Source organism: Nostoc sp. NMS9, from assembly GCF_017114995.1.
Lineage (GTDB): Bacteria > Cyanobacteriota > Cyanobacteriia > Cyanobacteriales > Nostocaceae > Nostoc.
The window spans coordinates 90,510-105,972 of the sequence record NZ_JABXKL010000002.1; the positions used below are offsets into that span (position 1 = coordinate 90,510).

Below are 15,463 nucleotides of genomic sequence, written 5' to 3' on the forward strand. Positions count from 1 at the left end.
TAGGAGTTTTAACTCCTCACCTCTCTAACTGTTGACTATACATTTAAGCTATGAATCATGAGTTATGAATTTTAACTCCTAACTCCTCACTCCTCAACCTAACTCCTCACTCCTAACTCCTCACTCCTAACTTTTCTAACTGTTGACTATCGATATTGATCTTTTTTGCTATAAATGAGGCGATCTTCAACGTGAATGGTATCTATGATCGCCACCACTACTGCATCTAATGGACGCTGTTCATTTCCAAGCACTTGACGAGCAGCACTGCCACGACTGACAAGTACCCACTCATCTACTCCTGCTCCCACACTATCTGCTGCTACCTCATATTGTGGCAGGATGTTTCCGTCTTCATCCACTAATTGTAACAACAGTAGTTTTACACCTCTAAGACTTGGATCTTTTTGGGTGCTAACTACTGTGCCGCGAACTTTGGCAACTTGCATTACAAATTACGGTCTTCTACCAAAAGGACGAATTGCATTCACATTTTCCCGGAATTGCTCTACGTCTTCGGTATAACGAATTGGGAGGACGTATTCCAAGTTTTCGTGAGGACGAGCAATGATATGAGTAGACAACACTTGTCCACCATTGACTCGCTTTACAGATTCAACTCCTGCGGCCACAGAAGCTTGCACTTCCGAAACGTCACCCCGGACAATGACCGTCACCCGACCACTACCGATTTTTTCATAACCTACTAAAGTGACGCGGGCAGCTTTCACCATCGCATCAGCGGCTTCCACGACTGCTGGAAAGCCTAGCGTTTCAACCATTCCCACTGCAATTGACATTAGTTTTAATCCCTATTTCAAAGTTTTTTAGCCTTGGACAAAAGTGATGCTCAATCAGATAAAGAGCTTTAATTACTTTGTTTAAACAGCTTTTAAGTACGGAATTGTTCCACCGCTTCTGTGTAACGTATCGGCAAGACGTATTCCAGGTTCTCGTGAGGACGAGCAATGATGTGAGTGGATAACACTTCACCACCAAAGACTCTTTTCGCCGCTTCAACTCCAGCTGCTACGGAAGCTTGCACTTCCGATACATCTCCCCGAACTATCACGGTGACGCGAGCGCTACCAATTTTTTCATACCCTACTAAGGTGACACGGGCGGCTTTCACCATCGCATCAGCAGCTTCCACCACTGCTGGAAAGCCCTTCGTTTCAATCATTCCAACTGCAATTGGCATCGCAGAACTCCTACAAAATTAATGCAATCTGTACTGTCGTTTGAATTTTTTGACGGGGAGAGCCTGATCTTATAGCTAAGAAAACACTTCCAAATTAAGCATAGGAAAGCTTGGCGTTCCTGGCAATATAAATTACTATAATAGTTTATGATAAGAAAGTTTTAAAAAACTTAACATAAATTTATATAGGCTTCTGAGCAATTAAAGTTTACTGATTCCTTGAGCAGGCACTTATGCTTTATAATTTCTTTATCACATTTACAAAACGACATTCATAACCAAGGCTAATCCGATCTGACGAGGGGTAAGCAGCGGCTGTATGTTTTACTGTATCTATCTTTCCTCAAATATTGCTAAGTGTACAAGGACTAGGTGAAACATATATAATTTTTTCAAATATATCGTATAAATTACTCTGCTCAAAGTAGAAATACAAATGTAAAAAGGTCGGTGATGTTAAGGCAAGTAAATGCTTTTGCTTATGTAAAGTTATATTTTACTTATAATTAATAGGGTAACTTTAAGTAAAAGTACTTCTGGAAGTTTAGTTAAAATAATAGTAAAAAAACATCGATATTTTGGTAAATTAATTTTATTAAATAAGTAATTGGTTGAATTTTTTTTAAAAATCAAGGCTGAGTCATCAAGGGAAATTTAAATGGATCAATTTCTATTTTCAACAAGTTGGTTTGTGCCTTTGTATAGCTTATTGGGCGCAATTTTGACCTTGCCGTGGGGAATAGGAATAATTCAGCGAACAGGGCCAAGACCTGCGGCATACTTAAACTTGTTGACGACCGTTTTAGCTTTTGTCCATAGCCTGTTTGTATTTAAAAATATCTGGGATAGAGATCCAGAAAACTTACTAATCAATTGGTTCAAAGCAGCAGATTTAGACTTATCTTTTTCCTTAGAACTATCGCCAGTCAGCATTGGGGCAACAGTTTTAATTACAGGGTTAAGCTTACTGGCACAAGTTTACGCTTTGGGTTACATGGAAAAGGACTGGTCGTTGGCGCGTTTTTTTGGGCTACTGGGATTTTTTGAAGCGGCGCTATGTGGTCTAGCAATCAGTGATTCTTTGTTTCTCAGCTATGCGCTTTTGGAAGTCTTGACGCTTTCGACTTACTTGCTGGTGGGGTTCTGGTATGCTCAACCACTAGTAGTGACGGCGGCGCGGGATGCGTTTTGGACTAAACGGGTGGGAGACTTGTTGCTGCTGATGGCTGTAGTCACACTTTCCACTTTAGCCGGGAGTTTGAACTTTTCGGATTTATATGAGTGGGCGCAAACAGCTAATTTAAGCCCAATGACATCGACGTTACTAGGGTTGGCGTTAATTGCTGGGCCTGCTGGTAAATGTGCCCAATTTCCACTGCACCTGTGGTTAGATGAGGCAATGGAAGGACCCAACCCCGCCTCGGTAATGCGAAATTCTCTGGTAGTAGCTGGCGGTGCTTATTTACTGTATAGATTTCAACCATTATTAGCCCTATCGCCAGTTGCCTTGAATGCCTTGGTAGTCATGGGTACAGTGACAGCAATTGGGGCAACATTAGTCTCCATAGCTCAGATTGACATTAAGCGATCGCTATCTCATTCCACCAGTGCATACATGGGGTTAGTGTTTTTAGCAGTGGGGTTACAGCAAGGGGGTGTAGCCTTGATATTGCTGTTAGCTCATGCGATCGCCAAAGCATTATTATTTATGAGTTCAGGTTCAGTCATCTTGACTACCCAAAGCCAAGACTTAACAGAAATGGGCGGTTTGTGGTCACGGATGCCAGCCACCACCACAGCCTTTGTGGTCGGTTCAGCCGGCATGGTAACACTGCTACCACTAGGAAGTTTCTGGGCAATGTTAGCATGGGCTGACGGTTTCGTGAATATTAGCCCTTGGGTAATTGGGGTTTTAATATTAGTCAATGGTTTGACAGCATTGAATTTGACGAGAGTATTTAGATTAGTCTTCTGGGGTAAACCGCAACAAAAGACCCGTCGCACCCCAGAAGTTGCTTGGCAGATGGCCTTACCAATGGTGTTTCTGACAGTGCTGACTCTGCTTCTACCTCTGATGCTACAGCAATGGTACTTACTACCAGCTTGGGAAAGTATTAATTGGTATGTGGTGTTAGCCTTGTTTGGTTCTACCGTAGTGGGGGTAGGTGTAGGGTGTACAGTTTATCTGCACAAAGCTTGGTCAAGATCCAGAATCTTGGCGTGGAGATTTCTACAAGACCTGTTAGGTTATGATTTTTATATTGACCGAGTTTATTTTGTAACCGTGGTAAGTGTAGTAGGACTGCTATCTAAAATTTCTGCTTGGAGCGATCGCTACTTGGTTGACGGTTTAGTAAACTTGGTTGGGTTTGCGACCATTCTCGGCGGACAAACCTTAAAATACAGCATTTCTGGGCAATCTCAGGGCTATATGTTGACCATCCTAGCAGTTGTCAGCGTCCTGGGTTTTTTCATCAGTTGGTCATTGGGTTTACTAGATAAATTGCCTTTTTAAGCGAGTGAGGAGTGAGGACTGAGGAGTTAGGAGTTAGGAGTTAAAAGTTATTTTCTCCCCCTGCCCCCCTGCTCCCCTGCTCCCCTGCTCCCCTGCTCCCCTGCTCCCCTGCTCCCCTTACGTAAAGTACTATGCTTAGTGTTTTAATTCTAGTGCCGTTAATCGGCGCAGCTTTAATTGGTTTCTCCCCCTCTGGCATCAGTGGGAAATTCGCCCGTGTAGTGGCTTTGGTTTTTGCCATTATCGCTTTCTTGTGGACAATCGTATTAGTAAGTCAGTTCCATCCAGGAGAAATTACTCAGCAGTTTGCTGAGTCTGTCCCTTGGGTAGATGCTTTAGGACTGAACTATAACCTTGGAATAGATGGTTTATCTTTGCCGTTACTGGTTTTAAATGGATTGTTAACTGCCATTGCCATCTACAGCAGCGATGAATCGCTACAGCGTCCTAAATTTTATTACTCTTTGATACTATTATTAAGCGCTGGGGTGACAGGAGCCTTTCTAGCACAGGATTTACTGTTATTTTTCCTGTTTTACGAATTGGAACTAATTCCGCTGTATTTGTTGATCGCCATTTGGGGTGGCGCAAAGCGGGGTTATGCTGCGACCAAATTTCTGATTTATACAGCTGTTTCGGGAATCCTGATTTTAGCAAGTTTCCTCGGCATGGTTTGGCTGAGTGGTTCCTCTAACTTTGCACTAGCAACCTTGAACACGACAACTTTACCTCTAGCAACACAGCTTTTATTGCTAGCAGGAATTTTGGTCGGTTTTGGGATTAAAATTCCCTTGGTTCCCTTCCATACTTGGTTGCCAGATGCTCACGTTGAAGCTTCCACACCGATTTCCGTGCTATTGGCTGGGGTGCTATTGAAGTTAGGAACTTACGGCTTACTGCGCTTTGGCATGAACTTGTTACCAGAAGCTTGGAATTATCTGGCTCCTTGGTTGGCGACTTGGGCAGTAGTGAGTGTACTGTATGGTTCATCTTGCGCGATCGCCCAAACCGATATGAAAAAAATGGTAGCATACAGCTCCATTGGACACATGGGTTATGTGCTTTTAGCGGCCGCGGCGGCCACACCTTTAAGTGTATTGGGTGCTGTGATGCAAATGATTAGCCACGGCTTGATTTCCGCAATGCTGTTTTTGCTGGTAGGAGTTGTGTATAAAAAAGCTGGAAGCCGTGATTTGGGAATCATCCAAGGATTACTGAACCCAGAACGAGGTATGCCAGTAATCGGTAGCTTGATGATTGTCGGAGTCATGGCCAGCGCTGGTATACCGGGAATGCTAGGGTTTATTTCCGAATTCGTAGTTTATCGGGGAAGTTTTCCAGTTTTTCCAGTGCAAACCCTGTTATGTATGCTTGGTACTGGTTTAACAGCAGTTTACTTCTTAATTCTCGTCAACCGCGCCTTTTTTGGACGCCTGTCTGCATCAGTTACCAACTTACCGCGTGTGTACTGGAGCGATCGCATCCCAGCTGCAATTTTAGCTGCGTTGATTGTGATTTTCGGCATTCAACCTGGTTGGTTAGTACGTTGGACTGAACCAACAATTACAGCAATGATAAATACCCAAAACATAGTAGTAGCAGTGTCCTTAGATAAAGCAATGGGGAATGGGGATTAGGGAATGGGGAGTAGGGAATGGGGAATAGGGAAAAGTTTTCCCAATGCCCAATGCCCAATGCCCAATGCCCAATGCCCAATGCCCCAATCCCTAAACTTTTTGGAGAAATGGCAATGGTAACTATTAAAAAAAAATCTACTCACAATCCCTTAGCTGAGTATATTGAACGTCTACAAAAAGGAGATGCGTTACTCCCCGATAGTCCAGAGAATGTGCTGGAAGTTGTTGGTATTCTTAAAAGCTATGGGGTAGTTTTAGATGCTTACTCAAAAAATCTTAACTATATTGCTGAACATCAGTTTTTAATATTTTTCCCATTTTTTAAATACTTTAATGGAGAGGTTTCTTTTCAGAAATTACTCCGTCACTGGTGGCATGACCGAATTAATTTTGAATATGCCGAGTATTGCATGAAAGGCATGATGTGGCACGGTGGCGGCGGACTAGATACCTATTTAGATACACAAGAATTTCAAGAAAGGGCGCAAGCCGTTATTGCCGCAAAGTTTAAAAATAATCCTTTAATTCTGGGTATTAACCAACTGTTTCCAGATTTTTTAACAGAACAATTGCGCGTCTCTGCTTACTACACCGGTTTAGGTCAATTCTGGCGAGTCATGGCTGATATGTTCCTCAACTTATCAGACCGCTATGACCGAGGCGAAATCAAATCGATTCCCCAAGTTGTAGACCACATTAAAGCCGGGTTAGTGGCAAATGCATCAAACCCAATTACCTACGCTGTCAAAATTCGAGGTAAGGTCTATGAAATCATTCCCAAAAGCGTTGGTTTGACCTTCTTAGCAGATACAGCAATACCTTATGTAGAAGCAGTATTCTTCCGAGGAACTCCTTTCCACGGTACTGTTTCATACAATGCCCAAGGATATCAAATTCCCCCAGATCAAACCCGATTTCAATATGGTGCATTGTATGCCGATCCTTTGCCCATCGGCGGCGCGGGTATTCCTCCTACCTTGTTGATGCAAGATATGCGTCATTATCTTCCAGAGTATTTGCACGAAATTTATCGTCGCAGTCTTCGGGGTGAAGATGATTTGCGAGTTCAAATTTGTATGAGTTTCCAAAAATCGATGTTTTGTGTGACGACAGCAACGATTTTGGGACTGATGCCTCATCCTTTAGATACTAAAGATCCAAATGAGCAAAAAGATAATCGAGTTTATTTAGAGAAGTGGATGAGTCGGTTACAAACTTCGCGGTTGCTGGATGTGAATAAATGACAGATGATTCGACGATTACTCACGAGGCATTCAAGCAATTCGAGCGCAACAAATTTTCTGTTGTAGCTCAAGAATACAATCGCGCGTTAGCGTTCGCGGAGCGTCTCGTAGAGAAGCTCACCGGAGGTATCGCTGTTGTGACTTCTCAGGTAGATGAAACCATATTGGATGCCGTCGGAGCTGCTTATAAAGCATAAGCTAGAACAACTTTTTTAAAATTGCTTGAATCCGATGTATTTAGTAATTTTTGAAGTGTTTTTCCATGACAAAATTTATCAGCTTTTGCCCTCTACGCTCTACTTCTTGCTTTTTGATAACAATAAATCCCTGATTCTCAAAAAAAGGTTTAGCTGTAATACTGGCTTCTGTAAATAACTTTTCCACGCCTAAAGAGTGTGCTTTTAATTCAATCTGTTCTAAGATTTTCTTACCAACACCTTTCCTTTGAAAATCTTTATGACAATAGAAACGGTCAATATGACCATTAGCCTCTAATTCCCCAAAACCAATAATTTTGTCTTGTTCTTCTGCTACATAGGTAAACTTACTTCCTAAACTTTTAATCCAAACTTCAATATCCATGTTTGCTGGTGCCCAAGCAGCTACTTGTTCTTCTGTATAATCGTGAATATTCACCTCATGAATAGTGTCGTAGAACAATTTCATAATTTCTTTGGTATCAGCTATTTCGTATATTCTTATTTTCATAAAGTAATTAACGATCAATAACTCTAATTAACAATATTATCTGTGTTGGTGAGTCTGAGTATTTCCACAGTGAAGCCCAGTTGGCGACCCTATTTTCGCTTCATCATAATAGACTTCTGGCATGAATCAAAAGCCCTCACCCTAAATCCCTCTCCCAAGCTTGGGAGAGGGACTTTGAAAATCGCTGATGTTCAAGGTAAATTATTTTAGTACAAAAGTACTATTTACTGCTAAAATGCCTTACAAGTCAGCTAGCCTTGCTTGAGGTAGTATGAAAAAAATCCCAGACACGGACAAAAAGCCCATTTTGCGGAAAGTTTCGTTGTTGCAGCCCAAATCTGTAACTACTGCTATAGTGCCACTGCGACCCCAAAAGGAAAAAATCATCAGCGAAGGAGAGCGTTTGATTACACAAGTTGAACGTATCAATCAAATGGCAGGAGAGTTAGAAGCAGCGATATTTGAGTTGAAAGCGATCGCTAACACTCTGAATACTCAAAAAAGTTACCCAGTTCTAAATCAGGAGCCATGCAAAAATATTTGTCAGTATTTTACAGTTAGCGTTCCTTGGGTGAAACGAAAGCCTGACAACTCATTTATTCTGACGACGCGAAAAGTTGATTTATTCCGAGCCGAAAGGGAAGCCACACAGTTAGCACAGCAACTTCGTCAGCAAACCAAAAAAAGATTAGCATCGCAGCCACAGACAAAAAACAAGAATGGGGCTGAGGCTGAAACAAAATGCTTGTTCAAAAAGGTATTAGTCAACAAATCTTAAAATTATCAACATTCAACGGCATCTCACCCTTGAGGTTGTAACAGTTATGCTGATTGAAGTGGCAGAAGGAACTTATTTCTCAAAATTGCTAGATACCACACTGCCATTATTTCTTTGCAACCATAGTTGATGACAAAGAAACAAAGCCGCCCTAATATTTGCACTTCCGTAAAACCAGAGTGTAACATCAGGGACAATCAATCAGCGCACAGAAGAGGTAAAAAGAAGGTGTTAAAGACACTTTTAGTGATTGCCATTGGTTTTTTACCGTCCCTGTTTTCCCTGTGGATGATCCGTAGAACCCAGCGATCGCGCTTGCAGATGAGGCAAGCAGCCATGAATTTTCCAGTGGTACGGGGACGGCAAAACGTCAGACCTGTGGAAGGCGATCGCTATTATTTAGAAGGGGTGGGTTATTTAATTGGCGATATCAGCTGCAAGTTTAATGCTCGCTCTGGCTACATCCGTTGTGCTATAAATCCCGAAGGCCCATGTAACGGTTGCCGTCACTACGAACCTAGAGAATTAACTGGTAATGAAAAAAGCACTTAAGATTCCTTACTCAATACTTAACCTACCTAAAATTACCTGGTTAACACAGACGCTATGACGTGGATAGTTTTCCAGCGACTTCATAGCACTAGAACCAGGGAATGATAAAATCATTACTAATTATAATAATTTGTATTTACAAGTACTTTGAATATTTCTCTTTGCATGGTGAAATAAGAATGATTTAATAGAATTCGTGCAAAAGAGTAAATCTGCATCATTTTGTTTGCAGATTATGAACTTTGCTATTAACTCTTGCCGAATATCTCATAACTAGATGATTATCCAACGATGAACAACGCGATCGCTCGGACAACAGCATTATTATCAACTTGCGCTTTGCTACTAACAGGTTGTGGTGGTGGCACTAGCACAGTGACAAATTCTCCAACTAATACTCCCAATAGTACCCCAAATAACACTGCAACCAATACCCCAGTGACAACAGGTACATTATCAGGTGCTATTCCCATCGGTATTGGTGTTGCCCAAACTAGCAATGTGGCATTACTCGGTCAAGAGCAAGTTGCTGGAGCTAAACTTGCCCAGAAGTATTTCAATAGTAAAGGTGGTGTTAATGGCACACCAATTAAATTAGTTTTTCAAGATACTAGCGGTGATGAAGCAGGAGCAATTAACGCTTTTCAAACTCTAATTAATAAAGATAAAGTTATTGGAATTATTGGGCCAACTTTGTCACAACAAGCCTTTAGTGCCGATCCCATTGGCGAACGGGCAAAAGTACCAATTATTGGCCCATCAAATACTGCTAAAAATATTCCCGAAATTGGTGATTACGTTGCTCGTGTTTCTGCACCAGTTTCCATTGTTGCGCCTAATTCGGTGAAAGCTGCACTTAAGCAAAACCCCCAACTGAAAAAAGTTGCAGTTTTCTACGCCCAAAATGATGCATTTAGCAAGTCAGAAACGGAAATTTTTCAGCAAACAGTTAAGGATCAAGGGCTGGAATTGGTAACAGTCCAAAAATTCCAAACTAGTGATACAGATTTTCAAAGCCAAGCTACCAATGCAATTAATCTCAAACCAGATTTGGTAATTATTTCTGGCTTGGCTGCTGATGGTGGTAATTTAGTTAGGCAATTGCGAGAACTGGGTTATAAAGGCTTAATTGTCGGTGGAAATGGTCTAAATACATCGAATTTATTGCCAGTTTGTAAAGCACTTTGTGATGGGGTATTGATTGCTCAAGCCTACAGTCCAGAACATCCAGGTGAAATTAACGCGGCGTTTCGTAAAGCCTATATTGAAGAATATAAAAAAGAACCACCCCAATTTAGCGCCCAAGCTTTTGCAGCAGTGCAGGTTTATGTCGAAGCACTCCAATCTTTAGATAAAAAGAGCAAAATCAACAAACTACAGCTACCAGAATTACGGACACAGTTAAACAAACAAATACTTGAAGGAGCATACAATACACCATTGGGTGAAATTGGTTTTACTCCCACAGGTGAAGTTGTGCAAAAAGATTTCTATGTTGCCCAAATCAAAATGGAAAAAGACGGGAGTCAAGGTAAATTCACATTTCTAAAATAGTTGCTACATGAATATCAATATCTTTTTGCAGCAATTATTAAATGGCTTATCCATTGGCAGCGTCTATGCAATTTTTGCCTTGGGATATACCTTGGTTTATTCTATTTTGGGCATTATTAATTTAGCTCATGGCGCGATTTTTACCTTGGGTGCATATTTCACTTATGCACTTATGGGTGGGAACTTTGGATTTAATGGCTTGCTGGCTAATGCAGCCTTGCCGATAAAATTACCATTTGCTATATCCTTAATTTTAGGAAGCACCTTGGCGGGATTGGTAGGGGTAGTGATGGAACGTGTTGCTTTTCAACCTTTGCGCCGTCAAGGATCTGATCCTTTGCTAACTGTTGTTTCTAGCTTGGGAGTAGCAGTGGTAATTGTGAATTTAATCCAGTATTTAATAGGCGCGGAAAGTTACACATACCCCGCAAATACTTATGGGAATTTGCCACCTGCAATTAACTTTGGGAGTCCAGAAAACCCAATTCCGATTCGCAGTGTTCAGGTGGTAATTTTTACTGTATCAGTGGTGATTGTGGCAATTCTTACCTATTTTATCAATCGAACTAAATATGGTAAGGCAATGCAAGCGATCGCAGAAGATCCAACTACAGCTAGTTTATTAGGAATTAATAGCGATCGCTTTATCATCCTAACATTCTTCATCAGCAGTTTTTTAGCAGGATTAGCAGGAACTTTAGTTGCCTCTAGTGTTAGTATTGCAGGGCCATATTTCGGCATTGCTTTTGGTTTGCGGGGTTTAGCAGTAATTGTTTTAGGTGGTTTAGGTAGTATTCCCGGTGCAGTGGTAGGAGGTTTGTTAATTGGATTAGTCGAGGCGTTTGTCCCTGCTGATTATTCTGGATATAAAGACGCAGTAGCCTTTGCAATTTTGTTTATCATGCTATTAGTTAGACCCCAAGGTTTGCTAGGACGGCGGTTTATTCAGAAAGTTTAGAGAGACGTAGCGCTATGAAAACATACACTCAACAAAAATTAACTTTTGAGCAATTTTTAGAACAGTGTCCAGAAGAAGGTTTATATGAACTTGTGGATGGAGAAATTGTAGAAGTGCGTGCAACCAGAAATCATGATGATGTCGCTGACTTTACGGCTGACTCTTTCAAAGATGAAATTAAACGTCTAAATCTTAATTACGTAGTAAAAAACACAGCAGTCTTTAAAACTATAACTGCTAATGGCATAGAGCAAGGGCGCAAGCCTGATGTAAGTGTCATAGATAAAGATAAATGGCGCTCAAATCGTTCTGCTTATGCTGCACTTGAAGAACCCATCCAATTAGCTGTAGAGGTGACATCAACTAATTGGGAAGATGATTACATTGATAAATTAGATGAATATCAACGTTTAGGTATTACAGAATATTGGATTGTAGATTATTTGGCAATTGGGCTAAGAGAGTATTTGGGAAATCCAAAAGTTCCGGCTGTATTTGTTTTTCTATTAAATGATGAGGGTAAATACCAATGCACACATTTTAGAGGTTCAGAACGAATTGTGTCACGAACTTTTCGTGAACTGACGCTGACAGCAGAGGAAATCTTAACAGCTTAAGAGTTGATAAAACCAATAGTCTGATTAAGTTTAATCAAAATGTATTAAAATGACTGATTTTTTCGCTACTTACGGTTCTTTGATTGTCTCTATGGTATTGGGGGCGTTATTAGGGTTATCACTTTACTTACCCCTAATGACAGGACAATTGTCTTTAGCTAGTCCAGGATTTTATGCTTTAGGTGGATATATTGCAGCAATTTTATCCACAAAAGTTTTGACATCTAGCAGTAGTTTATTCCCCATTCCATTGTTGTTATTGGAGATGTTAATTGCGGGTGTAATTTCTGGTTTATTGGGTATAATAGTCGGAATTCCAGCATTACGGTTGCGAGGAATTTATTTAGCGATCGCAACTATCGCTTTTGTGGAAGTTCTGCGCGTCATCTCCCTCAATTTGGATATTACAGGCGGTGCTGTTGGAATTTTTGGTATTCCTCAACCTTTCCAAACACAACTTGAATATTTATGGATTGTTCTGCCTTTACTATTAATTAGTATGGTGCTACTTTATCGTTTAGAACGCATCCGCGTCGGCAGGGCTTTTATCGCTATCCGCGAAGATGAATTAGCTGCGGGTGCAATGGGAATTGATCCGACTTATTACAAAGTTTTGGCGTTTACATTAGGAGCTATGCTTGCAGGGGTTGTAGGTGCAATTAGCGCTCACTTCCTCAATACCTGGAATGCTCGTCAAGGTACTTTTGATGCCAGTATTATATATTTAACTTTTGTTTTAATTGGTGGTTCGAGAACTTTTTTAGGCCCGGTAATTGGAGGTATGGTATTTACAGCTTTACCAGAGATTCTGCGAAGCCTTGCTGATACTGGTGGTTTACCTAATTGGTTAGCACAGTTTTTGCGAGATGGTAGATTAATTATTTTTGGCTTCCTAATAGTAATAGGTACAATCTTTTTTCCCCAAGGGCTAATTACTCCAGATATTTTTCAAAGACGCAAAATTATGGAAAAACGAACCGCAAAGGACGCAAAGGGCGCGAAGTAATAAAAGTTTTAGAGAGTTATTGCGTAAGTTTTATATTCATAATAATATGCAAAAATGTCACATAGTATTCCAGCAACTAACAGCAGTATTGTCTTAGAAGCAAGAGCATTGACTCGCCGCTTTGGTGGTTTAGTGGCGGTAAATAATGTATCTTTTAGTGTAAATCAACATGAGATTTTTGGACTGATTGGCCCTAATGGTGCTGGCAAAACAACACTGTTTAATTTGATTACTGCCTTCATTCCACCTTCTAGCGGTCAATTAATTTATCAAGGTGCAAAAATTTACCAACTGCGTCCTCATCAAATTGCTGCTTTAGGTATCGCTCGTACCTTCCAAAATATCCGCTTGTTTGGGGAATTATCGGCGTTAGAAAATGTGATAATTGCCCGACATTTGCACACTAAAAGTAATATGATTACAGGGGTTTTGGGATTACCACCAGCACCGACTGAAGAATTGAAAACTAAGCAAAAAGCTTTAGATTTATTGGATTTGGTGGGATTAAGCGATCGCGCTGACGAAAAAGCCAAAAACTTTGCCTACGGCGATCAGCGGCGGCTGGAAATTGCCCGCGCTTTAGCATTAGAACCGCAAATTTTACTTCTTGATGAACCGGCGGCGGGAATGAACCCCAACGAAAAGCAGCAATTGAGTGCATTTATTCGCAGCCTTCGCAATGACTTCAATTTGACGATCGTTCTTATAGAACACCATGTACCATTAGTTATGGGTTTGTGCGATCGCATTGCGGTGTTAGATTTTGGGCAATTGATTGCATTGGGTGAACCCGCAGTTGTCAGAAATGACCCGGCTGTAATTGAAGCTTATTTGGGAAATGAATAAGCGATTGAGAATGAGTTACAAAAAAATTAATTTCGGGATTTTAATGGCATTAGAGATTTTCGTACACCTCATCATCATTGCGCTTGCCAACTCGAAAAACTTCGATTACATCAAAATACTCACAAATTCGTCTAAAGAATTCACTGCGATCGCACTATCCATTAAATTTTCTAATTGTTCCACACTTTCGCTCTCAAGCCTTGCTTCCACTTCATGGGGAATTTCGCCAAAGCGTTGTTCTAATACCCGGATTAGCTGCCGTCGCGCACCCTGCTGAATACCTCTTTGCTCAATTTCCTGATACCAAGGCGATTCTCGCAATACTGCCATATCCCACCTCATGATTTGTTGCACTAAAGGCGTGTCTAACACAAAGCTAGCAAAAAATGCCAGCAATGATTCTAATTGATTCAACTGTGCATCTGCTCGTAGCGCCTGTAATGCGCGTTGCACAACTGATACTTCCCCCCCTCCTCGGAGGATTGGCACAAAGGGTAACAACGATGGTAGTGGTTGCTGAAACACTATTTCAGCATCGATTTCCCACAAATTAATCACGTGATAATCTTGAATGGCACGTAATCCCAAAAATTCCTGCTCGTAACTACTGACAATCGTTAAGGTGGATGCGGGCGGTAAAATGTTGATCAGTACTGGGTAAGTTGGCAATCGGTAACGTTCTTGTGCCAAGGCAGCATAGGCTCTCATCCGTAGAGGCATCTGTGTTGTGTAACGCAGTTGTAGTTCATTTAGTACTAGAAAATCCCCGTGAGTGGCACTGTATGCTTTCACCAACACATCTGTTTCGCGGCTAATCCAATGAAACTCAGAGCCGAGAATTTCTTTCGCCACGACTTCAGGACGTTGTGTAACCCACTGTACCCATGCATCGGGAGCTAAATTAATTAGTCCTTTGCTACCAATATCTGCTGCTTTTCCCACAGGACACTTGATATCTTTATCAGTAATTAATGGTACACCATAAAGATTACAGTATTCTGGCGTTGGTTTTTAAGTTGAAGCAATGTCTACGCACTATTTTAAGAAATGTATGATTGATGTATGTTAGGTTTTGAATCAACATTTCTGGATGTAAACCGCCGATGAAATCCGATAGTAGACCAGACTATACAATTTTAGAAGTTCAAGAACTTGATGTTAATTATGGCGGCATCCAAGCTCTGAAAAAGATTAATTTAATTATTCAAAAAGGTGAGGTAGTTACTTTAATTGGTGCTAATGGTGCGGGAAAAACAACTACACTCCGCGCCATATCTAAAGTGGTTAATCCTAAAAGTGGTGTAATTATCTATAATGGACATAATATTAACCGCCGCCAAACTCACGAAGTTGTACAACTTGGTATCGCCCATTGTCCTGAAGGACGCAGAGTATTAGCGCGGCAAACAGTATTTGATAATTTACTTTTGGGTGCTTATATTCGCTCCGATCAAGCTGAGATCAAAGCAGATATTCAGCGCCAATTTGAGCTATTTCCCCGCTTGTCACAAAGACGGAATCAACTAGCAGGAACCCTCAGCGGTGGTGAACAACAAATGTTAGCGATCGCACGTGCTGTAATGAGTAAACCACAACTCTTACTTTTAGATGAGCCTAGCTTAGGTTTAGCACCTGCGATCGTCCGGGAAATCTTCTCTATTATTGAAAATCTCCGGGCTACAGGTGTGACTATTCTGTTAGTTGAACAAAACGCTAATCTGGCACTACAAATTGCCGATCGCGGTTATGTTCTAGAAGCTGGTTCTATTACCTTAACAGGTGCAGCATCAGAATTAATTAGTGATGAGCGAGTTAAAAAAGCTTATTTAGGGTAAATAATTAAATGA

17 protein-coding genes are annotated in these 15,463 nt (G+C 41.0%); 12 read left to right on the forward strand and 5 right to left on the reverse strand.

Features of this window, described 5'->3' with window-relative positions; all coding sequences use genetic code 11:
* Positions 1–146: 146 nt before the first annotated feature.
* The 3 genes from HWQ40_RS00825 to HWQ40_RS00835 form a co-directional block, all read right to left on the reverse strand.
* Positions 147–449 carry a EutN/CcmL family microcompartment protein gene (locus HWQ40_RS00825; RefSeq protein WP_229460483.1) on the reverse strand — a complete coding sequence of 101 codons (303 nt, stop codon included), beginning with the start codon at positions 447–449 and terminating at the stop codon, positions 147–149.
* A 6-nt stretch (positions 450–455) separates the two neighbouring features.
* On the reverse strand, positions 456–800 hold the full coding sequence (locus HWQ40_RS00830) for a carbon dioxide-concentrating mechanism protein CcmK (RefSeq protein ID WP_010995041.1): 345 nt from the start codon (positions 798–800) through the stop codon (positions 456–458).
* A 92-nt stretch (positions 801–892) separates the two neighbouring features.
* Positions 893–1,201, reverse strand: coding sequence for a carbon dioxide-concentrating mechanism protein CcmK (locus HWQ40_RS00835; RefSeq protein WP_012410633.1), 309 nt, complete (start codon positions 1,199–1,201; stop codon positions 893–895).
* A gap of 658 nt (positions 1,202–1,859) precedes the next feature.
* Between HWQ40_RS00835 and HWQ40_RS00840 the strand changes: the two genes are divergently transcribed.
* From HWQ40_RS00840 to HWQ40_RS00855, 4 genes are all read left to right on the forward strand, one after another.
* Positions 1,860–3,716, forward strand: a complete 1,857-nt coding sequence (locus HWQ40_RS00840) for an NAD(P)H-quinone oxidoreductase subunit F (protein WP_292774375.1) — start codon at positions 1,860–1,862, stop codon at positions 3,714–3,716.
* A 131-nt stretch (positions 3,717–3,847) separates the two neighbouring features.
* The gene (locus tag HWQ40_RS00845; protein WP_292774377.1) at positions 3,848–5,353 is read left to right on the forward strand and encodes an NADH-quinone oxidoreductase subunit M; all 1,506 of its coding nucleotides are present in this window, start codon (positions 3,848–3,850) and stop codon (positions 5,351–5,353) included.
* A gap of 113 nt (positions 5,354–5,466) precedes the next feature.
* Positions 5,467–6,597, forward strand: coding sequence for a CO2 hydration protein (locus tag HWQ40_RS00850; RefSeq protein WP_292774489.1), 1,131 nt, complete (start codon positions 5,467–5,469; stop codon positions 6,595–6,597).
* A complete protein-coding gene (locus tag HWQ40_RS00855; RefSeq protein ID WP_292774379.1) occupies positions 6,594–6,794 on the forward strand; it encodes a hypothetical protein in 201 nt (66 codons plus the stop codon). Before HWQ40_RS00850 ends, HWQ40_RS00855 begins: the two co-directional genes overlap by 4 nt.
* 40 nt (positions 6,795–6,834) lie before the next feature.
* Here HWQ40_RS00855 and HWQ40_RS00860 read toward each other — a convergent pair whose 3' ends face one another.
* The gene (locus HWQ40_RS00860) at positions 6,835–7,305 is read right to left on the reverse strand and encodes a GNAT family N-acetyltransferase (RefSeq protein ID WP_292774381.1); all 471 of its coding nucleotides are present in this window, start codon (positions 7,303–7,305) and stop codon (positions 6,835–6,837) included.
* A gap of 271 nt (positions 7,306–7,576) precedes the next feature.
* Here HWQ40_RS00860 and HWQ40_RS00865 point away from each other — a divergent pair, with 271 nt between their 5' ends.
* The 7 genes from HWQ40_RS00865 to HWQ40_RS00895 all read left to right on the forward strand — a co-directional run bounded on the left by HWQ40_RS00865 (position 7,577) and on the right by HWQ40_RS00895 (position 13,616).
* Positions 7,577–8,083, forward strand: a complete 507-nt coding sequence (locus HWQ40_RS00865) for a hypothetical protein (protein ID WP_292774384.1) — start codon at positions 7,577–7,579, stop codon at positions 8,081–8,083.
* A 228-nt stretch (positions 8,084–8,311) separates the two neighbouring features.
* Positions 8,312–8,635: a DUF6464 family protein gene (locus tag HWQ40_RS00870; RefSeq protein ID WP_292774386.1), complete on the forward strand. Its 324-nt coding sequence runs from the start codon at positions 8,312–8,314 to the stop codon at positions 8,633–8,635.
* A gap of 291 nt (positions 8,636–8,926) precedes the next feature.
* Positions 8,927–10,189 (forward strand): ABC transporter substrate-binding protein, encoded by a 1,263-nt coding sequence (locus HWQ40_RS00875; RefSeq protein WP_292774389.1) that lies wholly within the window; start codon positions 8,927–8,929, stop codon positions 10,187–10,189.
* A gap of 7 nt (positions 10,190–10,196) precedes the next feature.
* A complete protein-coding gene (locus HWQ40_RS00880) occupies positions 10,197–11,147 on the forward strand; it encodes a branched-chain amino acid ABC transporter permease (RefSeq protein ID WP_292774391.1) in 951 nt (316 codons plus the stop codon).
* A gap of 14 nt (positions 11,148–11,161) precedes the next feature.
* Positions 11,162–11,764, forward strand: a complete 603-nt coding sequence (locus HWQ40_RS00885; RefSeq protein WP_292774393.1) for a Uma2 family endonuclease — start codon at positions 11,162–11,164, stop codon at positions 11,762–11,764.
* 49 nt (positions 11,765–11,813) lie between these two features.
* The gene (locus tag HWQ40_RS00890; RefSeq protein ID WP_292774396.1) at positions 11,814–12,770 is read left to right on the forward strand and encodes a branched-chain amino acid ABC transporter permease; all 957 of its coding nucleotides are present in this window, start codon (positions 11,814–11,816) and stop codon (positions 12,768–12,770) included.
* Positions 12,771–12,824: 54 nt separating this feature from the next.
* A complete protein-coding gene (locus tag HWQ40_RS00895; protein ID WP_292774399.1) occupies positions 12,825–13,616 on the forward strand; it encodes an ABC transporter ATP-binding protein in 792 nt (263 codons plus the stop codon).
* A 105-nt stretch (positions 13,617–13,721) separates the two neighbouring features.
* Here HWQ40_RS00895 and HWQ40_RS00900 read toward each other — a convergent pair whose 3' ends face one another.
* The gene (locus HWQ40_RS00900; RefSeq protein WP_292774401.1) at positions 13,722–14,558 is read right to left on the reverse strand and encodes an Rpn family recombination-promoting nuclease/putative transposase; all 837 of its coding nucleotides are present in this window, start codon (positions 14,556–14,558) and stop codon (positions 13,722–13,724) included.
* 161 nt (positions 14,559–14,719) lie between these two features.
* Between HWQ40_RS00900 and HWQ40_RS00905 the strand changes: the two genes are divergently transcribed.
* A complete protein-coding gene (locus tag HWQ40_RS00905) occupies positions 14,720–15,451 on the forward strand; it encodes an ABC transporter ATP-binding protein (RefSeq protein WP_292774403.1) in 732 nt (243 codons plus the stop codon).
* Positions 15,452–15,463: the final 12 nt, after the last annotated feature.